Source organism: Kitasatospora sp. NPDC004669, from assembly GCF_040609455.1.
GTDB lineage: Bacteria > Actinomycetota > Actinomycetes > Streptomycetales > Streptomycetaceae > Kitasatospora.
The window spans coordinates 55,781-69,940 of the sequence record NZ_JBEXKB010000025.1 but is presented as its reverse complement, the minus strand read 5'-3'; the positions used below and the strand labels follow the sequence as shown (position 1 = coordinate 69,940).

The window sequence follows — 14,160 nt, the reverse complement described above, 5'->3', positions numbered from 1 at the left end:
CAGCCCCGGTGCAGGCCGATGAGCCGCCCGCCCCAGGACTGACGGCGGAGCCCCGTCCCTGGTACCGGCGGGCCTTCGCCGATGTCAGTCCACTGCGCGAGCACCCCGACTACCGCCGGGTCTGGTTCGGGCAGGTGGTCTCCTCCATAGGCCAGCAGATGACGGCCGTGGCCGTCTCCGTCCAGGTCTACGACCTGACCGGCTCCGCCTTCGCGACCGGCCTGGTAGGCCTGTTCTCGTTCGTCCCGCTGGTCGCCTTCGGCCTCTACGGCGGCGCGATCGCCGACACCGTCGACCGGCGCAAGCTGGGCCTGATCGGTTCGGCCGGCCTCGCCGTCGTCTCCGCCGTCCTCGCGGCACAGGCCATCGCCGGGCTCGGCCTGGTCGCGGTCCTCTACGCGGCCGTCGCCGTCCAGGCCGGGTTCTTCGCGCTCGGCTCACCCGCGCGGTCCGCGATGATCCCCCGGCTGGTCCCCAGTCACCAGCTCCCGGCCGCGAACGCCCTGGCCACCGTCAGCATGAACCTCGGCCTCACCGTCGGCCCGATGCTCGGCGGCGTCCTGATCGGCGCCTACGGAGCCCAGGCCGCCTACCTGATCGACACCGTCGCCTTCACCGGCACCCTCTACGCGATGTGGCGCCTGCCCGCCATGCGGCCGCTCGGCGAACGCAAGGGCCGCGCCTCCGTCCTCGACGGGCTGCGCTTCCTGCGCGAGCAGCCCAACCTGCGCACCAGCTTCCTTGCCGACCTGGCCGCGATGATCTTCGGCCTGCCGCGCGCCCTCTTCCCGGCGATCGCCGTCACCTTCTACGGCGGCGACGCCCGCACCGTCGGCCTGCTGGTGGCCGCCCCCGCCGTCGGCGCCCTCATCGGCGCGCTGTTCTCCGGCTGGATCAGCCGGGTCCACCGCCAGGGCGCCGCCGTCCTCGCCGCCGTCTCTGCCTGGGGCCTCGCCATCGCCGCCTTCGGCGCGCTCCACAACCTCTGGCTCGGCCTCCTGCTGCTCGCGGTGGCCGGCTGCGCGGACACCGTCAGCATGATCTTCCGCAACACGATGATGCAGGTCGCCGCCCCCGACGAGATGCGCGGCCGCCTCCAGGGCATCTTCACCGTCGTCGTCGCGGGCGGCCCCCGCCTCGGCGACTTCGAGTCCGGCGCCGTCGCAGCCCTCACCAACCCCGCCACCTCCGTGATCACCGGCGGTCTAGCCTGCGTCGCCGCTGTCCTCCTCCTCGCCGCCCGCCGTCCCGCCTTCCTCACCTACGACGCCCGCCACCCGACCCCCTGACCACCTCACCCCAAACCTGGCAGCGAGCACCCCCCGACGTGCTGTATTGTTTTCCACGTCGCCGGGACAACCGGAGACAAGGTCGAAAAGCCAACCGGCAGAGCCCCCCAGGCCCGGCCGCACGGCACGAGACCACGGGACGTGGCGCAGCTTGGTAGCGCACTTGACTGGGGGTCAAGGGGTCGCAGGTTCAAATCCTGTCGTCCCGACCAGCGTTTTCGCAGGTCGGAGGCCGTTTTCGCAGTAATGCGGAAACGGCCTTGATGCGTTTTCGAGGCCTTGTGAGTGCATGGTGATATCGGGGATCTGAGATGGATCTTCTCGCTCTCCGGGCGTAGGCATCAACGTGCCTTCTATGTCGGAATCTTGTCCGTGGCGCGTTGCCTGGGGCTTCGGGGTGCGTGAGTCTCGGGTGGGGGAGCCGGACGGGAGTGGGCACCGGCTGGTCGGCGGTGGTGAGGGCGCGGTCGATGGTGTCGACGGCGTCGTGCGCGGCCTGGGTGGTGAGGTGGCCGTAGATGTTGGCGGTGGTGGACAGCGTGGCGTGCCGGAGCGTCTTGGAGACGACGGTGAGGGGCACGCCGGCGGTGATGGAGATGGTGGCGGCGAGGTGGCGTAGGTCGTGGATGGTGGTGCGGGGGACGCCGAACTCGCGGCAGAGCTGGTGGAAGTGGTTGAGGACGTATTCGGGGTGGAGGGGGCGTCCGTCAGGGCGGTGGAAGACGAAGCCGCCGCGGATCGACCGGGTGGGTGAGGGGCTCTTGTCCTCGGCCCGGTGGCGCAGGGCGACGGCGACGCGTGGGGAGATGGCGACCCAGCCCTTGCTGCTCCGGGTCTTCGGTGCGGTGATGATCAGGTGGTTGTTGTCGACGGCGGAGAGCGTGTAGCGGATGTAGAGGACACGCTCGGGCAGGTGGACGTCGTTCCAGTGCAGGGCGAGGGCTTCTCCTTTGCGGATGCCGGTGCCGATGAGGACCTCGATGAGGTCGGCGAAGGCGGGATCGGCGGCGCGGCAACAGTGCAGGAAGTGGATGGCGTCCTGGACGGTCCAGATCTGACGTTCGGCTGCGGCGGGCCGCGGGATGACGGTCGGGCGTGCCGGGTTGTAGGGGAGCCGGTGGTGTCGGACGGCGTCGCCGAGGGCGCTGGAGAGCGTGGCGAGGCAGCGGTGGACGGTCACTTTGCCGCGTCCGGCGTCGAGTTGGGTGTGGACGAAGGCGGCGATGTGCGAGTAGCCGAGATCGTCGAGCCTGACCTGACCGAAGGCGGGGATCAGGTCGTTGGTGACGTAATCGCGGTAGCGGACGTAGGTGGTGGGCTTGAGGGTGAGCTTCTTGTCCTTGAGCCAGGAGGTGAGGTAGTCGGTGATGGTCTGGTTGGGGTCGGCGTTGAAGCCGCCGGCCTGCCCTTCGATCATCCGGCGCAGGGCGGTTCGGGCGGCTTCGGCGGTGGGGTAGCCGCCGCGGCGGACGATGTTGCGGTGCCGGCCGGGGGAGGGGAGGTCGAGAGAGAAGGTCCAGGTGCCGTGATCGGGCTCGGTGGCGAGCTTGGGGCAGCTGGCCCCGAGCTGCTTGCCACCCAGGTCGCGGCAGCCGCACCGGCGGAAGACGTGCCCGGTGTGGGCTGCGGAGCGCATGGTGATCGCCCCCAAAGGGGTTCGTGTGAAATTGCCACGCTCATGCTCCCGCGCTGCGGATCGAAGGTCGAGCAACGCCGCACTCACCCCGCTCTCACCGGGGCACCAAAACCTGCTCTGACCTGGGACGATCCCTTGTCGTGGCGACAAGTGCGAGGGCGTGAACGACCACATGAAGACCAGACGCGGCTATCGGGTGACTGACACCACCGCATGTGCGTACGGTGGATAGAGCGACTGTACGGACCCCTTCTCTTGGGGGTGGCAATGAATGCCTTGGATTTCGATAGCGTGGAGCTCGATACGCTGAAGCAATTCGCTGATCAATCCGATGACTCGCTCGGAATTCTGGTTGGCGCCGACGCATCGATTGCTGCATGGCTGCCGACGTGGCCTGTGGGGTTCCAGAACTCGGCCGCCGGTGCTGACCAGCCGTTCTATGCCGTCATCTCGTATTCGTTGATGAGGCCTCCGAGTACGGGTCGGCGCCTGATCCGCTCTTGAGTGAGGTCTCGGCGTGGAGATCAGCTGGCCGATCACGGAGAAGCCCTTGATGCGCAGTGTTCTCACCATGCCCGGCATCATGCCAAGCGCTGGCGACATCACTGCCACAGGGCTGGGAGACCCGGTGCTGTTCGGAAGTTGATCTGTTCCATGGGTGTGGCACCGCCCATGGCGGTGCCACACCCCGGGGTGCCTATTCGTCGTCCTCGTCGTCCTCGGACTCGGCAGTCCACCACAGGTCGATCAGGTAGGTCTCCAGAGTCTCGTGGTGGGCCGCGAAGGCGGCCTCCGAGTGGAGTTGGCCTTCGGGCGTAGCGAGTTGGGCGCGCAGGCTGCTCTGCTGGTCCTCGGCAGCCTGGCGTCCCCTCCAGGAGATGCGTCCTTCGTAGACTCCCGGGCGCGGCAGCTGGAAATCGCCGGCGATCTCGGGTGAGAACGCGCGGATGACCACGCATCCCGTCGGCGTCTCGAGTTCCACCTCGCGTTCGCCCTCGGCTCCCCAATCTCTGTCGGCCGGAGTCGGGCCGTCCCACACGCGAACTACGATCTCGGCAGGGGCAGTGCCCTGAAGACTGTGGACGTAGATCTGAGTGCCGGTCCCGGCGACCACGTCTCGTCGGCTCTTGACGAGGGCTTCGTCGCTCGGGACGGTGGCATCGGAGTCGTATACCACGATCTTGCCGTTGTCGGGCCAGGCTTCGGTGCGGAACTCGAAGAGGACGGGCACCACTTTCTCCTTGCTGCTCTGAGCAGTGTTCGCCTACGGGATGATCTTCACGTAGAAGGGGTCGTTGTCCAAGAGCCGGTTGACGGAGTAGACCTCCCCGATCATGTTGCCGCCCTTGCCGTTGTCATCGCCGTCTATGAGGCGTGCGGAGTACCGGTTCACGGCATTGCCTGAGCTGTCCTTGCTGTTTGCGCCTTCGTAGGTGGAGGCGAAGGGGTACTCGTCGCACTCCAGACCGGACTTCGTGTAGTCGCCCCAGATGTCTTCGCAGGTCTTGATAGCGGCGGCACGATTCTTCTTCTGTGCTTCGCGGTCGACGAGGCGGTGCAGGGGCTCCTTCGCCCCGGGGATGGTCTTGCCGTTGAACGAGGGGAAGGTGCGTTCGGGGTTGTTCTGCGCGTCCGCTATATGCCGTGCGCTCTCCCGGACTGCGGGGTCGGAGAGTTTCATGACGAGTTCGACCCGGGCGTTCGTGAAGACGGTGCCCTTGTGCTTGCCCGCGATGGGGCCGGCGTAGTCGAAGCGGACGTTGGACTTGGCGGCGCCGAAGTCCGACCAGGGGATGTTCGGCGCGCTCGGCGATGTGACGCCCATCGAGAGCATCATGTCAGCGTTGACGATCTGCTGGTCGCCTTGGTCGTACAGCGGGCCGTTGTCCGGGGACGTGTAGGTGAGGGTCCACAGAGGCTGCTGCTTCCAGGAGCCGATGGGTTCGACTCGGCTCTGCTTGGCGGGCTTGGTCACGCTGCCGGGGCCCTGGCCGCCGACGTTGACGTCCTGGCTGATGGTCCACTTCGAGGAGTCCTCACCAGGAACGGGTTCGTCGATGATGTCCTTCACGCTGACGACGTAGTCCACCTTGCGCTGCCCGTCATAGGCGAAACCGAGGACCCAGGCGTCGAACCGAAGCCTTCCGATCATCACGGACCCGTCTTTGGTCCGCAGTGCCAGGTCGTAGTGGCGGTGCACACAGGTTTCGAAACGGTTCTTGATCCAACCCGTGGGCGAGTCCGCCTCAGGGTGCTTCGCGCACTCCTCGTCGAGTCCCGGGTCATCGGCCAACGCGCCCGCGGCTGCCGGTGTGGGTGCGGCGTCGACTGTTCCGGTCTGCGTCCCAGCGCTGTTCCCGTGTGAGCGGGCAATCGAGTTGAACCGTGCCAGCTGGTCTACGGGGACGGATGAAGTAGGCACGAAGCCCGAGGTATCAGGGTCTTGAACGGCGACGGCCGGACTGGCGGAGAGGGTGCCGGCGGCGAGCAGGGCGGCGCAGGCGGTGGCGCTCGCGGCCCGCAGGAGCCGGCGGATGGCTCGCGCGTTCACGATGGAACTCCTTGGTGTGGGGTGTGATTGGTGATCGGTCCGGACTGTGGGCGTCGCAAGGTGGCTTGGAGTGGGGCGCTTGGCCGTCACCGCGAGCACGCCGAACCCCAGCAGGCGTCGACGATGTCGCCTGTGCTCTGGGTGTAGGTCACGGCGAGGCCCACGCTCTGGGGGCCGGCCTGCTGCCGGCCGCGGTTCGGCGCATCGGATGTGATCACCCACAGCGGGGTGTCGGCGTCCCACCGTGCGGCCCTGCGGCGCCCGCTGGAGTCGTCGGCAACGGTTCCCGCGCTCACCCGCAGCGAGTCCACCGGGACGCCGAACTCGGCGGCGGTACGCAGCTTGAGGTCGTCGACGTTCACGTCGGTGGTCAGGGCGGGGGGCACGTGGTCGCCCTTGCGTCGCAGTGCCGTGGGGGGCTGGTCGGCGTTGCACTGTTTGGCGGTGCGCAGGCAGTCCGCGAGGCCGGGCACCGTGGTCAGGCAGGCGTCGGGGGTGTTCTGGAGGCAGGTGTGGAGCGTTTCCTGGTCGACGCCGTTGAACACAGTCGGCCGTTCGAGTGCGGGAGTTGCCAGGCTGCGTGCCGAGACGGGGGCGATGGGAGCGGGTGTGGCCAGCGGTTTGCCGGCGCTCCAGGAGGCCGTTCCGGGAGGGGACGGCAGAGGCTGCGTATTGGTCTTCTGCTGGGCGGTGAAGCAGTACGGCGCGGTGTAGGGGGTGTTGCTGCCGGGGCGCGGGTCGCCGCACTTGCCGAGTCCGAGCTGGGTGGCGGTGTTGGCGGGAGCGAAGCGTGCCCAGACCTTGTTCTCGTCCATCCACAGGGCGCGGTCCTCGAAGACCGGCACGTCCACGTGCTCGGGGTGGTTGACCTCCAGGCCGACGTCGATCCGGTTCCCCTCGGAGGCCCGGGAGACGGGTTTCTGTCCGGTGGTGGTGCCGACCGAGTTGAAGTCGTAGAACACCTCCCACTGGTCACCGTTGTCCTGGCGTTGGAGGAGGTAGCTGTGGTTCCTGCCATCCGCCTGGTTCGGGCCGACGCCGACGTTGACGGCCGTCTCCCGGCCGCCGCCCTGGTCGGGCACTTCCTCCCAGTGCGGTGCGTAACTGGCGCTCTGGGCGTCGGTCTTCTGCGCGTACAGGCCTATTCGCACCGTGGCGGACGAGGCGATGTCCGGTGTGACGGTCAGATAGTTCGCCGCCCCGACCATGATGTTGGGGTTGTTGCTGGAGTCGAAAGTGATCGGCAGGTTGCGCCAGGTGGCGAACGCGCCTCGGATCGGCTGGCCTGCGTTGGCGCAGAGCATCGCCCACTGGGTGATCCTCGCGCTGTACATCCCGGTGCAGTCCCGCGTCGGTGCCTGCGCCGACGCGGTGGGCGCTGCGGACAGTACGGCTGCGACGGTGCCGGCCCATACTCCGGCAGCCATCAAGGCGCGCCTGGTTCGTGGTGTCACGGGTCCCCCTCCAAAGTCCTGAGACATTGGGACGGACACTAACAGTCATGTCTGTGACAAGTGTGACCGTATGAGTTAAAGCGATGGCTTTCGGCCAGCCGGCGGCAGTCGTGACGGTGATGGCGGCGCAGAGTTTGCCTAGCACCTCATACGCCCTGTTCAGGCGGCATCTTGGTACACGTGGAGGAGGCCGCCGAGTCGGTCGGTTCGGCGTATGTCGAGGCGAGCGATTTGCTCCGGGTCGTTGATTGGCTGGGGTAGCGCACGGATAGGGTGGGCGTTCGCGATGCCTTGGTGTGGCCTGTGGGTGTTGTAGAACTTCCAAACTCCCGCAGGGCGTGGAGTAGATGCCGCTCGTTCCAGATCAGGGTTCGGTCCAGCAGCTCTCGGCGGCAGGTCTGCACCCAGCGCTCCATGAGGGAGTTCATGCGTGGGATCCGGACACCGCTGAGCACGACCTGGATCCCCGCGTCAGCGAGGACGCGTCGAACAGCTCGGAGGACTTTCCGTCCCGGTTGCGGATCAGGAACCGCGCCCTACAACTGGCGTCCTCGAGGTCCATGGCGGGGTTCTTCGCGGCTTGTGCCACTCAGGATGCGGTCGGATGAGCGGTTGCGCCCAGGATCCGGATCCGGCGGTTGGCGCCCTGGTATTGCGCCTGGCCTCGGAGAGTCGATCCCGATCAGGCTGGCGGAGAGGCTACGCGTGTGTGGCATGCGTCAATGCGTCGGGCGCTCATCCGGCGCCCGGAACGACTGGGTGCTCAGCTTGGAACGCCAGCCTGCGTTCGGCATCCTGCGCGATGTGGTCGAGAACATCATCGAGTGCCACGAACGCCTCCCAGGGCCGCTGGTGGTCGGCTTCGGAGAGGCGCTCGATGAGTAGTTGTTCGAGATCGGTGACGCGCTTGCCCTTCCAGACTTTGTCGGCGACGCTCACCAGCAGGTCGTCGGTGCTGATGCTGGGGTCGTTCCATGATGCGTGGTTGCGGGCGAATCGGGTGAGTTCCTCGGTGACTCCCCGGGCGATCAGCAGGTCGTGGCCAGCCTGCTCGTGTTCGGAGCCGGGCCGGGAAAGCTCCTCGGGGTGCAGGACTTTTCCGATGTCGTGGGTGGCGGCGCCGAAGAGGACGGCGTGCCGGTCGAAAGTCCAGCTGGGGGTAGTGCTGTTCGGCCCAGTCGACCAGTTGGTGGGCGACATTGTGGACGGCGCGCAGATGGGCCGCGAGCCTGGGTGGGGCGTGCAACTCTTCGAGGAGGACGGCGACCTGGCGCGGGAGCGGTCGCAGTACGGGGTCGCCGGGCAGGGTGAGGGCTCGGTGCAGTGCATTGGGGGTCATTCGGGACACGGTGGGCCTCACATGTCCGACCTTGCTGCAAGGGTGGATGGTCATGGACGTCGACGGGTTCTGGAATGTGGTCGGGGCAGCGCGGGCCGAAAGCAGCGGCTCGCATGGTATAGCGTTCGCCGAGGCATTGGTGGACCAGCTGGCGAGGCTCCCGCAGGAGGAGATCCTCGCCTATCAGGAGCGATTCGACGAGGTGCACGGCGCCGTGTACCGCTGGGACGTGTGGGCCGCTGCCTATCTCATCGGGGGAGGCTGCTCGGACGACGGTTTCATGGATTTCCGGGCCGGTCTGATCGCTCTCGGGCGGGAGTGGTACGAGCTGGCAGCTGCCCATCCGGATGCTCTGGCGGGCCACCCCGCCGTGATCGACGCTGCCGCCCGGGGCGACGACTACGTGATCTTCGATGAGGACGTGAACTACGCGGCCGGCTACGCGTTCGAGCGCCTCACGGGTGACACCGATGCCTTTCACGAGGAATGGAAGTGCCGTCGGGCCGGGCGGGACCTGGATCCGGCGCTGGAGTCCGACACGGGTGAGGACTTCGACTTCGACGACGATGGCGAGATGCATCGTCGCCTTCCCCGTCTTGCTGCCCTTTACCTCGGCGCGGCCGCCGGCTGAGACGTGTCAGCGCCTCGAAGGGCGTCGCTACCCGGATGGGGCCGCTGTCCCGGTTGGTCGCCGATGTCCCTTGCGCGGCGGCCTGCCGGAGACCGTGCGGGTTGTCACTGGGGTCCGCTTGGATGATCGGCATGACCGTCAACGATGTCGCCCGTTTGCTGCCTGATCCCGACATCCTGCGGGACCACTGCCGTGCCTTGGCGATGCTGGATGCGATCCTCAGCCCCGATTGGTCCTCGCGCTACTTCTCATTCGACGCGCGGTGGTCGCAGATGGAGGAGATGGCGTCGATGCGCAACGGTTCGGGGGATGAGTACTCGATCGTCTTCGCTTCGGCCGGCGTGTACGTCAGGGGCTTTGACCACGAGTCGCCGATGAGCCCCTACATTGAGGACGGAGTGTGGCCCGGCGTGGTGGACTCTGTTCCCGAACAGTTCCGGTCCTGCGTGGAGGAACCCGCGTTCAACGACGACGGCGTACCGACGGTGACGGCCTGTCTGTGGCGTAGGGCGACTGATGCGAGTTGGCAGACAGGGGAGATCGACTTCCCGGAGGGTTATGTCGACCCCGACGGGGCTGACTGGTTGTTCCGGCTCCTCGCCGACCGATCTCCGGAGGCGTACGCGAGCTTCGCCGTCGACTACTACGAGGTACCAGTCGACCTGGATACCGTCCGGCGCATCTGTGCTCTGAGGCCGCTCACCGATGACGTGGTCCGTGCCCTCAACGCCGAGATGACCCTCGCGGACCTCGCCGAGGACATTGCCGAGATCGGCTACCCCACGACGTAGGGAAATTGACCGGATGAGTAATCCGCTGCGAAGGCGGTGTGCGCCGAGCTCTCTGCCGTCCCGCGCGACTGGGAGCACAGTTACGGGATGCGCGTCATGGCCGTCGGCTTCCGATATCTCAGCGCCCTGCTCCTCCGGCCACTTTGCCGGCAGCAATGCGCATGGCTGCAGAACACCTCGCGTTCCGCCCGGACAACGTCGACGGCTCAGTTCATGAGCTCGCCGAATACGCGAAACGGCTGACCAGTGCGCGCTCCTGGACCTTCTCGTGAGACTGAGGGCCGTTCTCCCGCGCCGAACTATTAGTGGGTGATGCGTTGCCCGGCTGCCGTGAAAGCGTGGTGCTCACAGGGGTGAGCGAGTTCTAGAATGTGACCGTGAGGCAAGTCACTCTCGAAGCCCAGGTCGTCAGGTGCCTCTCACACGCCTCTCACGGACTGGGCGTCATGAGGTGTCATTGGGCGTCATGCGTGGTGGACGAGGTAGGCCCTGACCTGCGGGTTCTGGACTGAGCGGACGGACCGTCACGCCCTTTCGACCGCTGGGGGTCAAGGGGTCGCAGGTTCAAATCCTGTCGTCCCGACTGGAGTTCAACTCCATAGTCGCAGGTCAGAGGCCGTTTTCTCGTTCGCGAGGAAGCGGCCTTCGGCGTGCTCTGGAGCCTGCCTCTCGCATTCGTCTCACGGTTTCCACGGTTCATTGGTGGCACTGAGGGCTGCGCGGGTCGTTAGGTGGCGACCATATGCGCCGCTTCAGGCCTTATGTCGGATTTATCGATCACTGCTATGGGTGCGATGGTTGCTCGCCGTGATCGCATCTTCTGGCCGGAGGGTTCGCACTTGACGTATCTGCCGTCGGTCAAGTGCGCGCCGACAGGTCCAGTTGCTGCCCGAGGGTCGGGTGGGTCGAGCGACGATGAGGCAGCCGCAGCCGCAGCCGCCTTCGTTGAAGATGTAGGCGACGTAGGGGGCGGGCAAGGGCTCCTGGCGTGGCGTCAGGAATCGATCGCCATCTCCATCGAACGGGAATCGGCGGGGAGATGTCCGGGCGCGGTGGTTCGCCACGAGACGTTCCAGCCGGCACGCGGCCCTGGAGAACAGACCAGGTCGCTTTGTAGCATTTCTCTTCCTCGTGCTCGCTGGATGACCTGAACGTGACGGTCTCTCGCGGCTACGAGGCCGCCTGTCGGCCCTCGTACCGGCCGTGCCACCTCGCGGCTAGGTCTCCGCGCGCCGAGCGAGAACCACCGCTGAGTCGCGCCCTCACTGGACGGCGAAGCGGAGGGCTGAAGGCTCTTACACGGCCCAGTTGCGTACAGCTACGATGGCGCTCTTGTGAGTGAGGGGGGCGGGTGAATTTCGAGCAGCGGATGTACGCCCGCCTGAAGTTCCTTGACCTGATGGCGGACCTGACCGGAGCCGCCTTTGAGGAGTTCTTCCACAAGGTCATGCTGGCGCGTCACCCGGACTTCCTGGACGTCCGAACCCACGGGAAGCTCGGGGACCAGGGAGCTGACGGGCTGATGCTGCACTCAGACAGTCTCTTCGCCTGTTACGGGCCGCACTCAGTCAGTGCGAAGGATGTGAAGGACAAGTTCACGAGCGATCTGGCCAGCGCTTGCCGGCAGCGGCCTGGCCAGTTCCGCACTTTTGTCTTCGTTCACAACGACCGGCGCGGCATACATCCCGAGGTCGCGACTCTCATTGTTCAGGCCAAGCAGGCCAACCCTGACTTGAGATTCGCGCAGATGGGCAGCCGGAGCCTGTGGCAGGAACTGATGCAGCTTGACGTGGCTCTGGCCGAGGACGTGCTCGGATGCGAGATACCGGTGAAGCCGACGACGTACGGCGTCGGAATGGAGGACCTCGCACCACTTCTGGGGCAGCTCAAAGAACTACGTACCGCTGCCGACCCGCTCATGGACCTGCCGCAGGTCCGCGCGGACAAGCTCGACTTCAACTGCCTCGAAGGGGAGTCCCGCGAAGACCTCCTTCGCGGCATGCGGCACGTCCACTTGGTCGAAGCCTTCTACGACGGTGGCCTCCGCGCACTGGAACAGGATGAGGTAGCCCGCGGCTTCCGCATCTACTACGAGCAGGTGCGCCAGGACTACCCCGACCCCGAAGACATCCTGTGGCAGTTGCAGAGGTACGTCCTGGGCAGCGAGAGCCAGCGCCCTCGAGTCCACCGGGCAGCATGGGTCGTCCTTGCGCACTTCTTCTTCCGCTGCGACATCTTCGAAGCACCGCCCGCCGACTGGAACTCGGCCGAGCTGGCAGGAGCCTGGACGTGATCACCCCTACCAAGGGCATCGCCCCCGAACGATGCCTCCTCGCGGTTGGTGCCCAGATCCTCCTCCAACTGGACGAGCCCCGAACTGTCAGCCAGACCTGGGCTCGGCTCAAGGCATGGCGCAGTGAGAAGAGTCACCACTCCCCGCTATCGTTCGGCTGGTTCGTGCTGACCTTGGACGTGCTGTACGGAATGGGTGCGTTGGAGCTGCGCCACGACCTTCTCGTCGCTAGGAGTGCAGATGCTGCGTCGGCTGAGCGCTGACGATGCCAGGTTCAAGACGGTCGCCTTCGGCGCTGGCTGTTGGACCCGGATGTGGCGGGTGTGTCTGACGGGTTGTTCTCGGTCGACGGCGCGACGAATGTCCCGCTCACGGAGTGGAATCAGCTCATCGACCGTCACCTGTTCGGGATGCGATCGGATCATCCCGGTGTGAGCGGGCGGACACTGCTGTCGTACCTGGTGCGCCGCGTCTCCGCACACGGGTTCAACGAGGCGGGAAAGACGTTCGCCCAGCAATCCGCAGCCGATGCCACGACCAACCTCGCGTATCTCCTGGGTCTCGACTGGCGGCTCGCTGACGGGTATCGGCAACTGGCAGCCCGCGAGGCAACCCGCAAACAGCTCCGTAAAGCCGTCAACGATCCTGTGTGGGGGCGGATCGTCGGGTCCACCGCCGAGCTGCGTGGGCAGATCGCGCTGGCGGAGGCCCAGGTAGCGCGGTTGCGCGAACAGATCCAGGCATTCCAGGTCGTTCCGGAGTACGAGCACCTGAAGGAGCAAGCGGACGCACTGACCCGGCGCATCAAGCAGCTCGCGCAGGACGACGTCATCGACCAGCTCAATCTGGAAGAGCTGCAGCAGGCTGTCACAGAGACCGCGGACGTTGACATCGAATATCTCCAGCCGGTTTACCGTGAGCTCGGGATCGTCCTTCCGGATCAAGTACGCCGCAGGTTCGACGAGGTTGAGACGTTCCACCAGTCCATCGTCCGCAACCGCCGTCGCTTCCTCGACGCCGAGATTGACCAATTGTCCCAGCGCCTCGCGGAGCGGCGCGCAGAACGCGCGCGCCTCGGCGATGAACAGGCCAGACTACTGCGCCAACTCGCCGAGGGCGGCGCCTTGGAGGCGCTGACCGCCCTACAGCAGGCCATGGCACGCGAGGAGGCTGCCCTGGGCGCGCTGCGACACCGCTACGACGCCGCGCAAACCCTGGAGGCTAGCTCCCGGCAGATCACCGCCAAACGAATCGAGCTGCAACAGGAACTGGACGCGGACATCGACGAGCGAAGCGAGCAAACCCGCGAGGCTACGCTGCTGTTCTCCCGTTTCGCGCAGGCGCTCTACGGCACACGCGAGGCATTCCTCGCGATCGAGGCCGGCCGCCACAGCCTGAATGTCACCCCACGCATCGACAGCGACGGCAGCCGCGGCATCGGAAACATGGTCATCTTCTGTTTCGACCTCACCCTGGCTGTTCTCGCTCATCGCCATGGACGCGGACCCGACTTCCTGATCCACGACAGCCACCTTTACGACGGCGTCGACGCCCGGCAGGTAAAGGCTGCACTCGAACTCGCTGCGCAAGTGACCCGAGAGGAGAACATGCAGCACATCGTCACTCTCAACACGGACGATCTGGCAAAGGCCACCAATCTCGGTTTCGACGCCGTCCCATACACCAACGGCACCCTCCTTACTGACGAGCACGAGACCGGAGGGTTGTTCGGATTCCGTTTCTGAAGGCCCCGCCGCGAGCGGCAGCACTGCCTTAGGACACACACTGGGCCATCCGAAGGGCTGACCAGGAGCGACATCTGGACTTCGCAGCGGCCGTGACCGCGCCGCTGGACGGCTCAAGGGGGTGTTGCCTGCACCACCTTTCCGGGTTCCGCCGTCACGCGGGGACGGAAGGCGCGGAAGCGGAAGCGCGGGGACGGAAAACGCCGAGGCCCTCCCACGGGGGTGGGGAGGGCCTCGGCGTCTGGGGCGGGTGGGGTGGTCACTTCACCCGGGAACAGCAGGAGCTGGTGGTGCTGGAGCAGGTGCCGTTGAGAACCTCGGTGGCGTCCGCGTAGTCGGTGATCTCGAAGGTGTCCGACTCCAGCTCCAGGATCTCCTGGGCCAGGGTGGCGAGGGCGTCGTCCTTGGCGGTGTTCATGGGAGCTCCTTGG

At 66.3% G+C, this 14,160-nt stretch carries 15 protein-coding genes, 1 tRNA gene and 1 pseudogene; 10 read left to right on the top strand and 7 right to left on the bottom strand.

Translation table 11 applies throughout. From position 1 onward, the window contains the following. Positions 1–38 precede the first annotated feature (38 nt). Positions 39–1,289, top strand: a complete 1,251-nt coding sequence (locus ABZW30_RS21795; RefSeq protein WP_355672828.1) for an MFS transporter — start codon at positions 39–41, stop codon at positions 1,287–1,289. Between the two features lie 135 nt (positions 1,290–1,424). Beyond that, positions 1,425–1,501: transfer RNA gene (locus ABZW30_RS21790), tRNA-Pro, on the top strand. On the opposite strand, the gene ABZW30_RS21785 is transcribed toward ABZW30_RS21790, so the two are convergent. Further along, positions 1,480–2,925, bottom strand: a complete 1,446-nt coding sequence (locus ABZW30_RS21785) for a site-specific integrase (protein ID WP_355672795.1) — start codon at positions 2,923–2,925, stop codon at positions 1,480–1,482. The genes ABZW30_RS21790 and ABZW30_RS21785 overlap by 22 nt on opposite strands. A 261-nt stretch (positions 2,926–3,186) precedes the next feature. On the opposite strand from ABZW30_RS21785, the gene ABZW30_RS21780 reads away from it, so the two are divergent. Together ABZW30_RS21780 and ABZW30_RS21775 are read left to right on the top strand one after the other, a co-directional pair. Further along, on the top strand, positions 3,187–3,429 hold the full coding sequence (locus ABZW30_RS21780) for a hypothetical protein (RefSeq protein WP_355672794.1): 243 nt from the start codon (positions 3,187–3,189) through the stop codon (positions 3,427–3,429). Positions 3,430–3,442: 13 nt separating this feature from the next. After that, on the top strand, positions 3,443–3,571 hold the full coding sequence (locus tag ABZW30_RS21775) for a hypothetical protein (RefSeq protein ID WP_355672793.1): 129 nt from the start codon (positions 3,443–3,445) through the stop codon (positions 3,569–3,571). Positions 3,572–3,622: 51 nt separating this feature from the next. On the opposite strand, the gene ABZW30_RS21770 is transcribed toward ABZW30_RS21775, so the two are convergent. The 5 genes and pseudogenes from ABZW30_RS21770 to ABZW30_RS21750 form a co-directional block, all read right to left on the bottom strand. Then, positions 3,623–4,156: a hypothetical protein gene (locus tag ABZW30_RS21770; RefSeq protein ID WP_355672792.1), complete on the bottom strand. Its 534-nt coding sequence runs from the start codon at positions 4,154–4,156 to the stop codon at positions 3,623–3,625. 33 nt (positions 4,157–4,189) lie between these two features. Continuing rightward, positions 4,190–5,476, bottom strand: a complete 1,287-nt coding sequence (locus ABZW30_RS21765) for a NucA/NucB deoxyribonuclease domain-containing protein (RefSeq protein ID WP_355672791.1) — start codon at positions 5,474–5,476, stop codon at positions 4,190–4,192. Between the two features lie 86 nt (positions 5,477–5,562). Next, positions 5,563–6,903, bottom strand: a complete 1,341-nt coding sequence (locus tag ABZW30_RS21760; protein ID WP_355672790.1) for a hypothetical protein — start codon at positions 6,901–6,903, stop codon at positions 5,563–5,565. A gap of 186 nt (positions 6,904–7,089) precedes the next feature. Further along, positions 7,090–7,579 (bottom strand): annotated as a pseudogene (locus ABZW30_RS21755) (integrase core domain-containing protein); the annotation flags it as partial. Positions 7,580–7,665: 86 nt separating this feature from the next. After that, positions 7,666–8,130 (bottom strand): HD domain-containing protein, encoded by a 465-nt coding sequence (locus tag ABZW30_RS21750; RefSeq protein WP_355672789.1) that lies wholly within the window; start codon positions 8,128–8,130, stop codon positions 7,666–7,668. 191 nt (positions 8,131–8,321) lie between these two features. Here ABZW30_RS21750 and ABZW30_RS21745 point away from each other — a divergent pair, with 191 nt between their 5' ends. The 6 genes from ABZW30_RS21745 (at position 8,322) to ABZW30_RS21720 (ending at position 13,729) form a co-directional block, all read left to right on the top strand. Further along, positions 8,322–8,900, top strand: coding sequence for a DUF4240 domain-containing protein (locus ABZW30_RS21745; RefSeq protein ID WP_355672788.1), 579 nt, complete (start codon positions 8,322–8,324; stop codon positions 8,898–8,900). Between the two features lie 131 nt (positions 8,901–9,031). Continuing rightward, on the top strand, positions 9,032–9,691 hold the full coding sequence (locus tag ABZW30_RS21740; RefSeq protein ID WP_355672787.1) for a hypothetical protein: 660 nt from the start codon (positions 9,032–9,034) through the stop codon (positions 9,689–9,691). Positions 9,692–9,729: 38 nt separating this feature from the next. Next, positions 9,730–9,963 (top strand): DUF4253 domain-containing protein, encoded by a 234-nt coding sequence (locus ABZW30_RS21735; protein ID WP_355672786.1) that lies wholly within the window; start codon positions 9,730–9,732, stop codon positions 9,961–9,963. Positions 9,964–11,042: 1,079 nt separating this feature from the next. After that, the gene (locus tag ABZW30_RS21730; RefSeq protein ID WP_355672785.1) at positions 11,043–11,984 is read left to right on the top strand and encodes an ABC-three component system protein; all 942 of its coding nucleotides are present in this window, start codon (positions 11,043–11,045) and stop codon (positions 11,982–11,984) included. Continuing rightward, on the top strand, positions 11,981–12,247 hold the full coding sequence (locus tag ABZW30_RS21725; RefSeq protein WP_355672784.1) for an ABC-three component system middle component 6: 267 nt from the start codon (positions 11,981–11,983) through the stop codon (positions 12,245–12,247). Before ABZW30_RS21730 ends, ABZW30_RS21725 begins: the two co-directional genes overlap by 4 nt. Before the next feature lie 60 nt (positions 12,248–12,307). Further along, the gene (locus ABZW30_RS21720) at positions 12,308–13,729 is read left to right on the top strand and encodes an ABC-three component system protein (RefSeq protein ID WP_355672783.1); all 1,422 of its coding nucleotides are present in this window, start codon (positions 12,308–12,310) and stop codon (positions 13,727–13,729) included. Between the two features lie 259 nt (positions 13,730–13,988). Here the strand turns inward: ABZW30_RS21720 and ABZW30_RS21715 are convergent, their stop codons facing one another. Then, positions 13,989–14,147 carry a thiazolylpeptide-type bacteriocin gene (locus tag ABZW30_RS21715; RefSeq protein WP_355672782.1) on the bottom strand — a complete coding sequence of 53 codons (159 nt, stop codon included), beginning with the start codon at positions 14,145–14,147 and terminating at the stop codon, positions 13,989–13,991. Between the last annotated feature and the right edge of the window lie 13 nt (positions 14,148–14,160).